Origin of the sequence: Campylobacter sp. RM16189 (assembly GCF_012978815.1) — a bacterium.
Lineage (GTDB): Bacteria > Campylobacterota > Campylobacteria > Campylobacterales > Campylobacteraceae > Campylobacter_A.
Genome location: NZ_LIWR01000001.1, coordinates 114,764 through 129,599, shown reverse-complemented (window position 1 = coordinate 129,599; position 14,836 = coordinate 114,764). Strand labels below are relative to the sequence as shown.

Sequence of the window (14,836 nt, the reverse complement as noted above, 5' to 3'; positions counted from 1 at the left end):
CAATGAACGTAGGAATAATAGGGGTTAGCGGATATACCGGATTTGAGCTAATAAAACTACTTTTAAATCATCCTAAATTTAAGATTAACTACCTAGCTGCAAGTGCCGAGAGTAGAGTAGAAGAGATTTTTCCGTCTTTAAATAGTATTTTCGAGTTTGACGTAAAAGTAGCGGACGCTAAAGAAGCTGCTAAAAAGTGTGAACTTGTATTTTTGGCCCTTCCTCATCAAGAGGCGATGAAGTATGCCAAAGAGCTTTTAAGCTTAGGTGTAAAAGTTGTGGATTTTTCTGCTGACTATAGGCTAAGCCAAGCCCTTTATGAGAAAAATTACTGCGAGCATCTGGATCCAAAAAATTTAGAAAATGCCGTTTATGGACTGGTAGAGCTAAATAGGGACAAGATAAGATCTGCAAATTTAATAGCAAATCCGGGTTGCTATCCTACGGCTTCTATTTTAGCTATAGCTGCGTTTTTGCCACATATCGATAGAAATTTTGGCGTTATAATCGATGCAAAAAGCGGTGTCAGCGGTGCTGGCAAAAAAGCAAGCACAACAACTCATTTTGTAAGCGTGAACGAAAACGCAAACGCATATAATCCTATAAAACACCGCCATAGCGATGAGATAAAAGAGCAAATTTCGCTTCTTGCTAGCACTCAAATCCCAACTCTATTTGTACCTCATTTGCTTCCTATAACCCGTGGAATGCTAGTAAGCGTCTATGCTAAGCTAAATAGTCAGATAGAGCCTTTGGAAATTTTGCGTAAATTTTATAAAAATGAGAAATTTATTCGTATCATTAATAAGCCTGCTAATATCAAAGACGTTGCAGGAACGCACTTTTGCGATATCACAGCCTATGTAAGCGAAGATAAAATTTTTATAAATTCAGCCATCGATAATCTTTTAAGAGGGGCTAGCTCACAAGCCTTGGCTAATGCGAATTTGATGAGTGGATTTGAAGAGAGCTTGGCTTTACCAACTTTAACCGTAATGCCTTAAAATGAGTCAAACTATCATAAAAAACGGAGCGATTTTTATTGCCGATGCTCACGAAAATGAAAATCGCCGCCATTTTTTAAAATTTTTAAAATCACTAAAAGAGGGCGAGATAAAGACCTCGCAACTTTTTATAATGGGCGATATGTTTGATTTTTTATCCAATTTTTGTGACTATTCGCTTGAATTTGCAAGTGAATATATAAGGCTTCTTAATGAGCTTGGAGAGGAGATAGAGATTCATTATTTTGAAGGAAATCACGACTTTAATCTTGGTAAAATTTTAAAAAATATCAAGGTCTATCCTATTGAAAATCAGCCTGCAAATTTCTTAACTCAAAATCAAGAGAGCGTTCAGATAGCGCACGGAGATATATTTTTGCCATTTATTGACAAATACGCTTTAAGGTTTTTAAGATTAAAGCTTTTTTTAAAATCTATTAACTTCATTGATAAAATTTTAAATTTTAGAATTTCAAAGGCGATTTTTGCAAAACTTAGAGATAAAAATTTAAGTTATAAAATTTTAAATTTTAGAGAGATTATAGCTAGACACTTAGTAAATTTTGACGCCAAATTCGTCATTGAAGGACACTTTCATCAAGGAGAGATTATAAAATTTGAAAATTATGAATACATAAATATTCCTTGTTTTGCATACGATCAAAGTTATTTTATAGTAGAATATGACAAAAATATTAAGTTTGCCAATACAAGGGGCCAAAATGTTTGATGATAAAGTTTTAAAAACCGGTTCAAACGAAATGGAACTTGTTGATTTTCGTATCTTTAAGCAGACGGGAGACAAAGTATATGAGGGCATATACGGAGTAAATGTCGCTAAAGTGCGTGAAATCATTAAGATGCCTAATTTGACCGAATTACCCGGTGTTCCTGAATATATAGAGGGAATTTTTGATCTGCGCGGAGTTGTTATACCTGTTATAAATTTAGCCAAATGGATGCAGATAAAAGAGCCTACGGGAGTAGCTATAAAGCCTCGAGTGATAATATCAGAATTTAGTGAAATTTTAATAGGTTTTATAGTTCATGAGGCTAAAAGAATCAGACGTATAAGCTGGTCTGATATAGAGGCTACGAGTTTTTCCGCAAATTCAGGCGCTCTGGATAAAGGTAAAATCACAGGCGTTACTCGTATAGAAAACGATGAAGTATTACTGATACTTGATCTTGAAAGCATAGTTGAAGAGCTTGGAATTTATAGCCCTAAGATAGAGGTTGAGATAGATAAGACCAAAGCTTTAACCGGACTGGCTTTAGTGCTTGACGATAGCTCTACCGCAAGAAAACTTGTAAAAGATACTCTTGAAAAGATGGGTTTAAAAGTGGTTGAGGCAAAAGACGGAGTGGAAGGACTTGCTAAGATGCAAGATCTATACGATATGTATGGGGATAAGTTGCATGATTATTTAAGAGTAATTTTAAGCGATATTGAGATGCCTCAGATGGACGGATACCGCTTTGCAGCTACTTTAAAAGATGATAGTAGATACTCTAGTATTCCGATAATATTCAACTCTTCATTAAATAATATGTATAGTGAGGCTCAAAGTAAAGAGGCCGGCGGTGCGGCATACCTAACAAAATTTGATGCTACCTTGCTTTATAATGAGGTGCTTCGAGTGGTCGAAGTGCATAAATCTGCAAAATAGGGGTATAAAATGGATGATATGAAAGAGATACTTGAAGACTTTTTAGTAGAGGCCTTCGAGCTTGTTGAGCAGATTGACCATGACCTTATTGAGCTTGAGTCAAACCCTGAGGATTTAGAGCTTTTAAATAGAATTTTCCGTGTAGCACATACTGTTAAGGGCTCATCATCGTTTCTGAATTTTGATATCTTGACTAAACTTACTCATCATATGGAAGACGTTTTAAATAAAGCTAGAAAAGATGAGTTAAAAATAACTCCAGATATCATGGACGTAGTTTTAGAGTCTATAGATATGATGAAGGGGCTTTTGCACGGCATAAGGGACAATGGTAACGATACTGATGTGGGTATAGAAATTTCTGATATTTGTGCAAGACTTACAGCTATTTCAGAAGGAGAAGCGGCTCCTGCGGCTGAACAAAAGCCTGCACAAAAGGTTCCTGAGATAAAGCCGGAACCAGAGCCAGAGGTTGAACCTGAACCTGAAATAAGCGATGAAAATTTATCAAATTTAACAGATGATGAGGTTGAGGCCGAAATAGAGAGATTGTTAAAGGTAAGAAAGGCTGAGGATCAGGCTAGACGTAGTCAAAAGGCAGCATCAGCAGCATCTGCTCCTGCCAATAAGCCAGCTCCTGAGGCAGCAGCGCCTAAACCAGCACCCGCCCCTAAGGCAAATGAAGCCGACAAGGATAAGAAGGTTCCGGCAGCATCTAGCGGATCTGATGCCGAGCAGACAATCCGCGTAGAGGTAAAAAGACTTGATCATCTTATGAATCTTATAGGCGAGCTAGTCCTTGGTAAGAATAGGCTTATAAAAATTTATGACGATGTCGAAGAGAGATACGAGGGTGAAAAATTCCTTGAAGAGCTAAATCAAGTAGTATCCGGTTTAAGCTTGGTTACCACTGATATCCAGCTTGCAGTTATGAAAACCAGAATGCTTCCAGTAGCTAAGGTATTTAATAAATTTCCTAGAATGATTAGAGATTTAAGTAGAGAGCTTAATAAGCAGATAGATCTTGAAATAACAGGAGAAGAAACAGAGCTTGATAAATCTATAGTAGAACAGATCGGCGATCCTCTTGTGCATATGATTAGAAATTCTTGTGATCACGGCATAGAGAGTGCAGCTATTAGAGTCGCTGCTGGTAAGAGCGAAAAAGGAACCATTGAGCTAAAGGCGTACAACGAAGGAAATCATATCGTAATAGAGATAGCAGATGACGGAAAGGGTCTTGATGCCGATATGCTAAAAGCTCGCTCTATAGAAAAAGGAATCATCACCGAGCGTGAAGCTGATGCAATGAGTAATAAAGAGGCGTTTGGACTTATATTTAAGCCTGGATTTTCAACTGCAGCCAAGGTCACTAACGTAAGCGGACGTGGCGTGGGAATGGATGTCGTTAAGACAAATATAGAAAAATTAAACGGAATTATAGATATAGAGAGTGAGCTTGGAAAAGGCACTGTAATGAAGCTTAAAATACCTCTTACTCTAGCTATTATGCAATCTTTACTAGTAGGTGTTCAGGAGGAATTTTATGCTATTCCGCTTGCAAGCGTTCTTGAGACTGTGCGAGTGCCTGTAGATGATATATATACAATAGATGGAAAAAATGTGCTTAGACTTAGAGATGAAGTGCTTTCTCTTGTTAAACTTTCAGATATTTTCGGTGTCAAGCAGGTATTTGACAACGGAGATCAGACTTATGTTGTCATAATAGGCGTAGCCGAAACAAAACTTGGAATTATAGTAGATAGTCTTGTAGGACAAGAAGAGGTTGTTATAAAATCCATGGGAGAATATTTACAAAATATCCCTGGAATAGCAGGTGCCACGATAAGAGGCGACGGAAGAGTAACTCTAATAGTAGATGTGGGAACTATGATGGAGATGGCAAAAGATATCAAAGTGGATATAAAAGCCAGTATGGAATCATCAAAGGCGGTTAAAGAAAAGCCGAGCGATTATAAGGTCTTGATTGTAGATGACTCTAAAATGGATAGAACTATCATGCAAAAATCCCTTGAACCGCTTGGAGTAACTGTTCTGGAAGCTACTAATGGAGTAGAGGCTCTTACTATCGTGAAATCAGGCGAGCATGCACTTGATGCAATTTTAATAGATATTGAGATGCCTAGAATGGATGGATATACATTGGCAGCAGAAATTCGTAAGTATTCAAAATATAGAAATTTACCTCTAATTGCTGTTACTTCCAGGACTTCAAAGACTGATAGACTAAGAGGTGTTGAGGTGGGAATGACTGAATACATAACCAAGCCGTATTCGTCAGAATACCTTGAAAACGTAGTTAGAAAAAATATTAAATTGATAGGATAGAACATGAATGACAAATTAAATCAGGTTCTAAAAAGACAAAAAAAACAGATGGCTGATCCAAGCGAGAAGGATAGAGACGAAGTAATCCAGCTTGTCGGGTTTATCGTAGGCGAAGAGGAGTATGCTATACCTATTTTAAATATAAAAGAGATTATTAAGCCTATTGAGTATACTCGCGTGCCAAGCGTTCCAGATTATGTCCTAGGCGTATTTAATCTAAGAGGAAGCGTTATCCCTCTTATAGATTTAAGAAAGAAATTCGCTCTTGGCTCGGTTAAGCCTGGCCCAAGCACTAGGTACATAGTAATGAAAGATGAGGAAAATGTGGCAGGCTTTGTCATAGACAGGCTAACGGAAGCCATTAGGATAAAAAGAAATAGGATAGATCCGCCGCCTGAGACTTTGATTAAAGACAAGGGTATGATATACGGCATAGGCAAAAGAGATCAAAATATACTTACGATTTTAAAAGTCGAAGCTCTTTTAAAGCGTGATTTTTAAAAGGTTATAAATTGATAAAGCTTTGTGTATTTGATTTTGACTCCACGCTTATGGATGGAGAGACTATAGATTTTTTGGCGGAGGCTTGCAAGGTAGGCGATGAGGTAAGTAAGATAACCAAGATGGCTATGGCTGGAGAGCTTGATTTTTTCGAGAGTCTTACTAAAAGAGTTGCTTATTTAAAGGGTCTTGAGCTTTCTATTGTTGATGAAATTTGTGAAAATTTACCGCTTATGAACGGTGCTTTTGATCTTATAGATCATTTAAAAAGTAAAGGCATAAAAGTTGTAGTCTTTAGTGGCGGATTTCATTCCGGCACGGATAGGGCGCAAAAGAAGCTTAAATTTGACGCATCTTTTGCCAATATTTTACACCATAAAGACGGTAGACTTACTGGGCTTGTTGGTGGCGAGATGATGTTTGGCTTTTCCAAAGGAATTATGATGCAAAGCCTGCAAAGCCTGCTTGGTATTAGCAAGGAAGAAACTATGAGCGTGGGAGATGGAGCTAACGATCTATCGATGTTTGAGCACTCGAATATAAAAATAGCCTTTTGCGCAAAAGAGATTTTAAGAGCCAAAGCCACTCATTGCGTGGATACAAAAGATCTAAGAGAGATTATAAAACTAGTATAGGGAGAGAATATGTTTAATAATGATGTTAAATTTTCACTTTGGTGTGATTTTATAGAGCGAGATTTTTTAGATAATGAATTTGTAAAACTTATAAATTCCAATACTATAAATGGAGCAACTTCAAATCCCGCTATATTTAAATCAGCCTTTTTGACCTCTCCTGCTTATAAGAGCACAATTAAAGAGAATGAAAGAAGACATGAGAAGCAAATTTATGAAATTTTAGCCGTGCAGGATATTAAAATCGCTGCAGATAGGCTTATTCAAAACTATGCCAATGACGATGATGGATTCGTTAGTATCGAAGTAGATCCAAACTTATGCAACGATACGCAAGGCACTATCGAAGAAGGAGTTAAGCTGTTTAATACGGTTATGATGCCAAATGTTATGATTAAAATTCCTGCTACCAATGCAGGGTTTGATGCTATGAGCGCTTTGATGGCTAGAGGAATTCCTGTAAATGCCACTCTTATATTTTCTCCAGATCAGGCTATTAAGTGCCTTGATGCTTTTGAAATAGGCACCAAAGAGTATCAAAAAAAATTCCCAAATACAAAAAATCCAAAGGGTGTAATAAGTATATTTGTAAGCAGATTTGATAGGCTTCTTGATGAAGTGATGCGAGAAAAATCTCTTCCTGCCGGACAAATAGGTATAATGAATGCTACTAAAATTTACACAATCATACAAAATAGAAATTTAGAAAATGTTAGAGCACTTTTTGCAAGTACTGGCGTAAAAGGAGATGATTTAAGAAAAGATTATTATATAAGAGAGCTGATGTATGAAAACTCTATAAATACAGCTCCGCTTGATACCATTAAGGCTTTTATAAAGCAAAAGAGCGAGCCTAAAGAGGCGGTTAGCGAGGATAGTATAGAGAGGTTTTTTGAGGTTGTCTCTAGAGCCGGCATAGATATGAATAGGGTATATAAAGAGCTTTTAAGCGATGGTCTTAAACAGTTTTTGCAGGCTTATGACGATATAATGAAGGCGTTAAAGCAAGAATAAAATTTGGAACTTAATATGGAAAGTTTACAAAATGAAGAAATTTTAGATCCTGGGCGCTTGCAAAGAGATAAGCTTGATGCCTATCTTATAGAGCTTGTTTCAAAAGGTGGAAGCGACCTACATATTAAAGCAAATGGAGCCGTGAGAGCTAGATATAACGGTGAAATTTACAAGATGAGCGATGAAGTGTTGAGCTATGATGACACGCTAGCTCTTACTAAAGAGATTCTAAGAACAAATTTTGATAATCTAGTTGCTAAAAAAAGTGTAGATTTTACGTATAAATTAAATGAAGATTATCGTTTTCGTGCTAATGCCTTTTTTCAAATAGATGGTGTTTCTATGGTGTTTAGAACAATACCAACCAAAATCCCAAATATGCAAGATCTATTTTTGCCACCTGTTCTTGAAAAGCTTTGTAATACTGTAAACCGCGGATTTATACTTGTGACAGGCCCTACGGGAAGCGGCAAGACAACCACTCTAGCTAGTATGATTAACTATATTAATAAAAATAAAAATAGACATATTGTTACCATTGAAGATCCTATCGAATTTATCTTTTCGGAAGAAAAGAGTATTATAAATCAAAGGGGTATAGGTCAAGATGTGCATAACTTTTCGGATGCCTTGCGTGCAGCTCTTCGTGAAGACCCTGATGTAATACTTGTTGGAGAGATGAGGGATTTAGAGACTATTAGAACAGCTATGGCTGCTGCTGAAACAGGACACTTGGTTTTAGCTACCTTGCATACTCTTGATGCAAAAGAGACTGTTGGCCGTGTTATAAATATGTTTCCAAAAGAGGAACAAAATCGTATTAAGATGACGTTTTCTTCAGTTGTAGAGGCCATTATATGTCAAAGATTTGTTAAGACAGTAGATGACAAAAGGCGCGTAGCTGTTGAAGTGCTTGTAAAAAATACTAGAATTAAAGATATGATACTAGATAGCAGAGAGGATGAAATTTACGATGCCATAGAGCAGAGTAAGAATACTTATGGTATGCAAACTTTCGAGCAGCATCTTCTTGAGCTTTATAAAGAAGGCATAATAGATAAGCAGGAGGCTTTAGAGAAATCAAGTAGAAGAAATGATCTTGAGCTAAGAATTAAAAACGCAGATCTTGCTAAAGAGAAGGCGAGATTGGCGGAAAATAGAGATAATGATAGCAAAGAAGAGGGCATAATAGCTCTTAAAGAGATATAAACTATATACTTTTACTATTAGCAACTATTTAAAGTATAAATTTATAAATATTTTGGTATTATCAGCACTTATTTTTCATGAAAGGAATACGATGTTAGAAGGTATCGTTAGAGAGAGTATCGGTAAAAAAGCTGCTAAAGCTTTGAGAAGAGATGGTTATCTAATCGCGAACATTTACGGTAAGGGATTAGAGAATATCGAAGCGGCATTTAAGGTAAATGAATTTATCAAAGAGGCTCGCAAAAAAGAGAACCTTGCGTTTGATGTAAAAGTTGGCGACAAGACCTTAAAAGTCGTTATAGTTGAGTATCAAAAAGATCCTATCACAAATGCGCTTAAGCATGTTGATCTAAAAGTGGCTCTTCCTGGAGTTATCTCAAGATATATGATCCCCGTTAAGCCTTTTGGAACTCCAATCGGTCTTAAAAATAAAGGTGTTTTGGTTCAATCTAAAAAGAGACTTGCAGTAAAATGCACAGCTGAGAATTTACCAAACGCATTTAATATTGACGTAAGCAAACTTGATGTCGAAGATACTATCTTGGTAAGAGATATTTCAGTTCCAGCAGGTGTTACAATGGTTGATGCAGGCCATGTTGCCGTAGTTGGAGTTGTCAAAGCCAAATAATTAAGGCAAGGCTTTGATCCTTATAGTTGGGCTGGGAAATCCCGGCTCACAATATGAAAAAACAAGACACAATATCGGGTTTATGCTTATAGACCTACTTAAAAATGAAAAATTTACAGATGTAACCTCTTCAAAATTTCAAGGCGAGCTTTTTAAATTTTCAAATTTGCTTCTCTTAAAACCTCAAACTTTTATGAACTTATCCGGAAATAGCGTAAAAGCGGTAAATGACTTTTACAAGCCTGAACGCATAATTGTAATTCATGATGATTTAGATCTAAAACTTGGAGTCGTTAAGTTTAAGATAGGTGGCAGCAGTGGCGGCCATAACGGTATAAAATCCATCGATTCCTTAATAGGAAGCGATTATGAACGAGTTAGAGTGGGTATAGGAAGAGCTCAAAATTCAAGTGTGACCGGGCATGTTTTGGGTAATTTTAGCCAAGATGAGAGTGAGTGTCTTAATAAAGTTCTAAATTATACAAAAGAGGCTGTAGTAGAGCTTATTAAAAGCGATATTAATACTATTTCGCAAAAATATTCTAGCAAAAAAGGTATATGCACGTGAATTTGTATGCAAAATATATCGGCTGGAGCTATTTTAAATCATTTTTGATTATATTTTTTTCATTAGTTTTGTTTTATACCGGCATTGATATTTTGACAAATTTAAAAGATATGCCCTCAAGCGCAAACCTAAAGTTGCTATATTTTACGCTTACTTCGCTTACCGCGATTGGTTATGTATTGCCACTTTCTTTAATTTTTGCCTTGATTGTTACCAAATTTAACATGATTAGAAGTAATGAGCTTGTTAGTTTTTACGCTCTTGGAGTAAGTAAAAACGCTCTTATTAAACCGCCTTTTTTTATCTCTATTTTTATAACTTTGGTCTATATAGGGCTTAATTTTACTCCGTTTGCATACTCTTATGAATTTCAAAGAAATTTGATTAAAACAGCACAAATTTCAGGCATTAGCTCTGATATTTTTTTAAAATTCGGAGGCAAATTTGTATATATAGACGAACTAAATCCTGTGAGTGCAAACATGCGCGACGTAAGAATTTTTGATATAGCGGACGGTAAGTTATTAAGCGCTACTTTTGGTAGCGAAGCGAAATTTGATGAGAATAAATGGACTTTAAAAGATGCGAATGTCACAACCATGCCTAAGGTTATAGAACTTGGTAAAGACGGCCTTGATATCAAACACTATGAAAATCTTATCGCGCTTGAGGGTTTTAAGCCAAAGACGATAGAGAGCGCATATCAATCAAATTCATCGCTATCGATTCCGGACGCATTTGATTTTATTACTGCTTTTGAGAAAGAGGGGGTTGGGCTAAATTCTGCTAAAACAACCCTTTATAGCCTCTTATTTTCGCCGTTTTTTGCTCCCGTTATGGTGCTTATTATATATTATTTTTTGCCCGTTACAGGACGTTTTTTTAATTTAGCACTTACAAGTTTTATATTTATTATAATTACGCTTTGTAGCTGGGGAACTCTTTTTGTGCTGATGAAATTTGCCCATAACTCTGTAGTTTTGCCAGAAATTGGAGTTATCTTGCCGCTATTTTGTCTATCAGGCTTTGCCCTATATCTTTATTTTCGTAACCGTTAAGAGAGTTTTAGGCAAAATTCCAGTAAAATCTATCTATTTTTATTAAGGTTAGATCGATGAATTTTGAAAATTTGGCTCAAGTTTATGGGACTCCTCTTTATATATATGACTTCAGTCATATAGCTTCACGCTATGAAACTCTAAAAAAAGCATTTCATGCAAGAAAATCTTTGGTTTGTTATGCTGTAAAAGCAAATTCAAATTTAAGCATTTTGAAATTTTTAGCCTCACTTGGAGCGGGGTTTGACTGTGTAAGCATAGGAGAAGTAAGACGTGCCCTAACTGCCGGAGCAAAAAGATATCAAATTATCTTAAGCGGAGTTGGCAAAAGAGATGACGAGCTAAAATTTGCACTCGAGAATGAAATTTTGATGATAAATTTAGAGAGTGAGGCCGAGATGTATCGGCTGGAAAAAATTGCTCAAGATCTTGGCAAAATAGCTCGTATAAGCATTAGAGTAAATCCTGATATAGACGCCAAAACCCATCCTTATATATCGACCGGACTAAATGAGAATAAATTCGGCGTAGATATAACAACTGCAAAAAAAATGTATCTGCATGCTAAAAATTCGCCTTTTCTCGATCCTGTTGGCATACACTTTCATATAGGCTCTCAGCTTACTGATATAACCCCGATAATAGAAGCCTCAAGAGTGGTGTCAAACCTGCTTAGAGAGCTAAAGGCTATAGAGATAGATATTAAATTTTTTGATGTCGGAGGCGGAGTTGGCATAGTATATGATGGCGAGGAAGAGCCAAATTTATATGGTTACGCTCAAGGGATTTTAAGCACTCTTAGCGGACTTGATGTCACTATAGTCTGCGAGCCAGGACGATTTATAGTGGGTAATTGCGGATATTTTTTAACTAGAGTTTTATATGAGAAATTTAATAAACAAAAGCGTTTTGTAGTGGTTGATGGAGCTATGAATGATCTAATTCGCCCAAGCCTTTACGGGGCGTATCATAAAATTTCAATCGTTGGCAAAGAAGGTAACAAGAGCGAGTGTGACGTGGTCGGGCCAATATGCGAGAGTGGAGATTTTTTGGCTAAGAATATAAATTTACCACCTTGCGATAGTGATGATTTGATTGTTATAAGATCTGCCGGTGCATACGGTTTTACGATGAGTAGCAATTATAACTCTCGTCCAAGAGCCGCTGAAATCGGTATAAAAGATGGAAAAGATTTTTTAATTAGAAAGCGTGAGAGTTTTGAAGATCTGATAGCACTTGAGAAGGATCTGATTTGATCTTTATCGATGTTCAAGGAACCTTGATAAGCGATAGCGATAAAAGCCTTATAAATGGAGCAAAAGAGCTTATAGATTTTTTAAATTTTAAAAAAATTCCATACGTAGTGATTACAAATAATACAAAATTTAGTAGTTTGGATTTTTTAAAAGAGTTGCGAGACAAAGGACTTGATATCAAAGATAAGGCGTATATAGATCCTTTTTGCGTTTTAAAAGATATTTTGCCCATTTGTCAAGTAGCCGCCTTTGGCTCTGATAAATTTAAAAAGGTATTGCAAAATTTAGGATATGAGCTAGAGTTTTCAAATTTAGCCAAAGCTGTTTTGATAGCAAGCGGAGATGATTTTAAATTTGATGAATTTAGCAATATGATAGAGATTTTACAAAGCGATGCAAAACTAATTGCTATGAGTGAGACCAGCATATATAAAAAAAATGCTAAAAGTTACCCTGGTGTGGGAGCCATAGCCAAGATGCTAAACTACGCCACAGGACGAGAATATCAAGTGGTAGGTAAGCCAAGCGAGGAGTTTTATAGGGTTGCTTTAAGGTTATTAAATTCGCAAGGCTTTAATGCAAATTTTAAAGATGTTTTGATAATAAGTGATGATGCAAAGGGTGATTTAGTAGGTGCTAAAGAGCTTGGAATGAGGACTGCTCTAGTTTTAAGCGGTAAGGTTGATAGTGCCTTAAAGGCTGGAGTGGAGCCAAAATTTGTAGATAAAATTTACAAAGATGTAAGCCTATTTTTAAAGGAACTAGATGCAGAATATAAATGATTTGCGAGAAGAAATCGACAAGATAGACGACGATATCTTAAAAAAACTAAATGAGAGAATGAGCTTTGTCAAAAAAATAGGCGAGTTAAAGCAAACTAGCGGTACTTCGATATATCGTCCAGAGCGTGAGAGAGCGATATTAAACCGTCTTGAGAGCTTAAGCTCAAATATTTTAAATAAATCTGCAATCGAAGCTATTTATCTTGAAATTTTTGCCGTAAGTAGAAATCTTGAAATGCCAGAAAAAGTCGCTTATCTAGGGCCTGAGGGCACATATACTCATCAAGCTGCCGAGAGTAGATTTGGTGCGATGAGTGCGTATTTACCGCTTGCCAGCATTGAGGCTGTTTTTACGAAGCTAAAACACAAAGAGGCTAAATACGGAGTAGTGCCTATAGAAAACAATACCGAAGGTGCGGTAGGAGCGACGCTAGATTGTCTTGGAAGATTTGAAAATATAAAGGTTGTAGCTGAGCTTTATATGGATATTCATCACTCTTTTGCAAGTGTTTGTGAGAATTTAAAAGACATAAAAAAGATATATTCGCATCCTCAAGGATACAATCAGTGCCGTAAATTTTTAGACGATCACCTGCTTTTAAGTGCTGAATTTATACCTACGAAATCCACTGCAGAGGCGGCTAAATTTGCAAGCGAGGATCCAAACTCTGCGGCAATTTGTTCTAAGATAGCCGCCAAGCTTTATAATGTGCCTATCTTGTTTGAGACTATTGAGGATAATATGGCAAATCGAACGAGATTTTTTATACTAAGCGATTTTAAAAACGAGCGTTCGACAAAGAACAAAACCTCTATTTTGGCAAAGACTGACCACAGGCCAGGAGGGCTTGCGGATCTGCTTACTGCTTTTAGAGACGAGGGTATAAATTTAACTAGACTTGAGAGCCGTCCTATAAAGGAGCGTGAGTTTAAGACAGTATTTTATATCGATTTTGAAGGACATATAGATGATGAAAATGTCCAAAGAGCCATAGATAAAGCCACCAGTTTCGGAGACGAGATAGTTTGGCTAGGAAGCTACATACCAGGAGATCAAAGATGAAATTTAACGATAAGTTGGCAAATTTAATAAATTATGAGGCTGGCAAGCCAATAGAGCTTGTGGTGCGTGAATTTGGTATAGCGCCAAAGGATGTAATTAAGCTAGCGAGTAACGAAAATCCTTTCGGAACAAGTCCAAGAGTTATTGAGGCGATAAAAAATTGTGCGCAAAATATGTATCTTTATCCTGATGATAGCTATTATGAGCTAAAAGAAGCCTTGTCGGCTAAATTTAACGTGAATACGAAAAATATAATAATAGGCTCCGGAAGCGATCAGGTGATAGAATTTGCGGTTCATGCCAAAGCAAATTCGAAAAATGCCGTATTGATGGCAGGAGTAACCTTTGCTATGTATGAAATTTACGCCAAGCATACCGGAGCAAAAATTTATAGAACTCAGGCTAAAGGGCATAATCTGGAGGATTTTTTAAAAGTTTATAATGATAAAAAAGATGAAATTTCTATGATCTTTTTATGCTTGCCAAATAATCCTTTAGGAGAGTGTCTAAATAGAGATGATGTGTATGAATTTTTAGAGCAGATTGATAAAGATGTGATGATTGTAATAGATGGCGCTTATAATGAATTTGCGAGATTTAAAGACAAAAATAAAGAAATTTGTCCTAAAGATTTGATAACTAAATTTAAAAATACTATTTTTCTTGGTACTTTTTCTAAAGCTTACGGACTTGGAGGAATGCGCGTAGGATACGGAATAGCTGATGAATCTATAATAAATGAACTTGGCAAACTAAGAGCGCCTTTTAATATCACCACTCTTAGTCTAAAAGCAGCCATAGAAGCGCTAAAAGATCAGGAATTTGTGGATAAGACTGTTGAAGCAAATTTTAAAGAGATGAAAAAATATGAAAAATTTGCAAAAGAGCATAATATAGAGTTCATCGATAGTTATACTAACTTTATAACTTATAACTTTGAGCGTGAAAATGCAAGCGAGATTGCCAAAAATCTGCTAAAAAAAGGTATAATTTTACGTGATTTGAAAAGTTACGGTATGAATTCAATTAGAATTACCATAGGTTTGCCAGAGCAAAATGATAGAGTTTTAGATGAATTAAGGAAAGCTATAAAATAAAA

At 36.2% G+C, this 14,836-nt stretch carries 15 protein-coding genes; all 15 read left to right on the top strand.

The window, feature by feature from the left end:
• The first annotated feature begins 2 nt into the window (after positions 1 to 2).
• A complete protein-coding gene (gene argC, locus CDOM16189_RS00700; protein WP_169973504.1) occupies positions 3 to 1,004 on the top strand; it encodes an N-acetyl-gamma-glutamyl-phosphate reductase in 1,002 nt (333 codons plus the stop codon).
• A gap of 1 nt (position 1,005) precedes the next feature.
• Positions 1,006 to 1,734 carry a UDP-2,3-diacylglucosamine diphosphatase gene (locus CDOM16189_RS00695; RefSeq protein WP_169973503.1) on the top strand — a complete coding sequence of 243 codons (729 nt, stop codon included), beginning with the start codon at positions 1,006 to 1,008 and terminating at the stop codon, positions 1,732 to 1,734.
• Positions 1,727 to 2,674, top strand: a complete 948-nt coding sequence (locus tag CDOM16189_RS00690) for a chemotaxis protein (protein WP_169973501.1) — start codon at positions 1,727 to 1,729, stop codon at positions 2,672 to 2,674. The genes CDOM16189_RS00695 and CDOM16189_RS00690 overlap by 8 nt, the downstream gene beginning before the upstream one ends.
• 9 nt (positions 2,675 to 2,683) lie before the next feature.
• Positions 2,684 to 5,023 (top strand): hybrid sensor histidine kinase/response regulator, encoded by a 2,340-nt coding sequence (locus CDOM16189_RS00685; protein WP_169973499.1) that lies wholly within the window; start codon positions 2,684 to 2,686, stop codon positions 5,021 to 5,023.
• A gap of 3 nt (positions 5,024 to 5,026) precedes the next feature.
• Positions 5,027 to 5,524 carry a chemotaxis protein CheW gene (locus tag CDOM16189_RS00680; RefSeq protein ID WP_169973497.1) on the top strand — a complete coding sequence of 166 codons (498 nt, stop codon included), beginning with the start codon at positions 5,027 to 5,029 and terminating at the stop codon, positions 5,522 to 5,524.
• Positions 5,525 to 5,535: 11 nt separating this feature from the next.
• On the top strand, positions 5,536 to 6,159 hold the full coding sequence (gene serB, locus CDOM16189_RS00675) for a phosphoserine phosphatase SerB (protein ID WP_169973495.1): 624 nt from the start codon (positions 5,536 to 5,538) through the stop codon (positions 6,157 to 6,159).
• A gap of 9 nt (positions 6,160 to 6,168) precedes the next feature.
• Positions 6,169 to 7,173, top strand: coding sequence for a transaldolase (locus tag CDOM16189_RS00670; protein ID WP_169973493.1), 1,005 nt, complete (start codon positions 6,169 to 6,171; stop codon positions 7,171 to 7,173).
• A gap of 15 nt (positions 7,174 to 7,188) precedes the next feature.
• A complete protein-coding gene (locus tag CDOM16189_RS00665) occupies positions 7,189 to 8,382 on the top strand; it encodes a type IV pilus twitching motility protein PilT (protein ID WP_169973491.1) in 1,194 nt (397 codons plus the stop codon).
• A gap of 91 nt (positions 8,383 to 8,473) precedes the next feature.
• Entirely contained in the window at positions 8,474 to 9,010 is a 537-nt protein-coding gene (locus CDOM16189_RS00660; RefSeq protein ID WP_169973489.1) for a 50S ribosomal protein L25/general stress protein Ctc, read from the top strand.
• 13 nt (positions 9,011 to 9,023) lie between these two features.
• Positions 9,024 to 9,578 (top strand): aminoacyl-tRNA hydrolase, encoded by a 555-nt coding sequence (pth, locus tag CDOM16189_RS00655; RefSeq protein WP_169973487.1) that lies wholly within the window; start codon positions 9,024 to 9,026, stop codon positions 9,576 to 9,578.
• Positions 9,575 to 10,636 (top strand): LptF/LptG family permease, encoded by a 1,062-nt coding sequence (locus tag CDOM16189_RS00650; RefSeq protein ID WP_169973485.1) that lies wholly within the window; start codon positions 9,575 to 9,577, stop codon positions 10,634 to 10,636. The genes pth and CDOM16189_RS00650 overlap by 4 nt, the downstream gene beginning before the upstream one ends.
• A 56-nt stretch (positions 10,637 to 10,692) precedes the next feature.
• Positions 10,693 to 11,892: a diaminopimelate decarboxylase gene (gene lysA / locus CDOM16189_RS00645; protein WP_169973483.1), complete on the top strand. Its 1,200-nt coding sequence runs from the start codon at positions 10,693 to 10,695 to the stop codon at positions 11,890 to 11,892.
• Entirely contained in the window at positions 11,889 to 12,674 is a 786-nt protein-coding gene (locus tag CDOM16189_RS00640; protein WP_169973481.1) for an HAD-IIA family hydrolase, read from the top strand. Before lysA ends, CDOM16189_RS00640 begins: the two co-directional genes overlap by 4 nt.
• On the top strand, positions 12,658 to 13,737 hold the full coding sequence (pheA, locus tag CDOM16189_RS00635; RefSeq protein WP_169973479.1) for a prephenate dehydratase: 1,080 nt from the start codon (positions 12,658 to 12,660) through the stop codon (positions 13,735 to 13,737). The genes CDOM16189_RS00640 and pheA overlap by 17 nt, the downstream gene beginning before the upstream one ends.
• Entirely contained in the window at positions 13,734 to 14,834 is a 1,101-nt protein-coding gene (gene hisC, locus CDOM16189_RS00630) for a histidinol-phosphate transaminase (protein ID WP_169973477.1), read from the top strand. The genes pheA and hisC overlap by 4 nt, the downstream gene beginning before the upstream one ends.
• Positions 14,835 to 14,836: the final 2 nt, after the last annotated feature.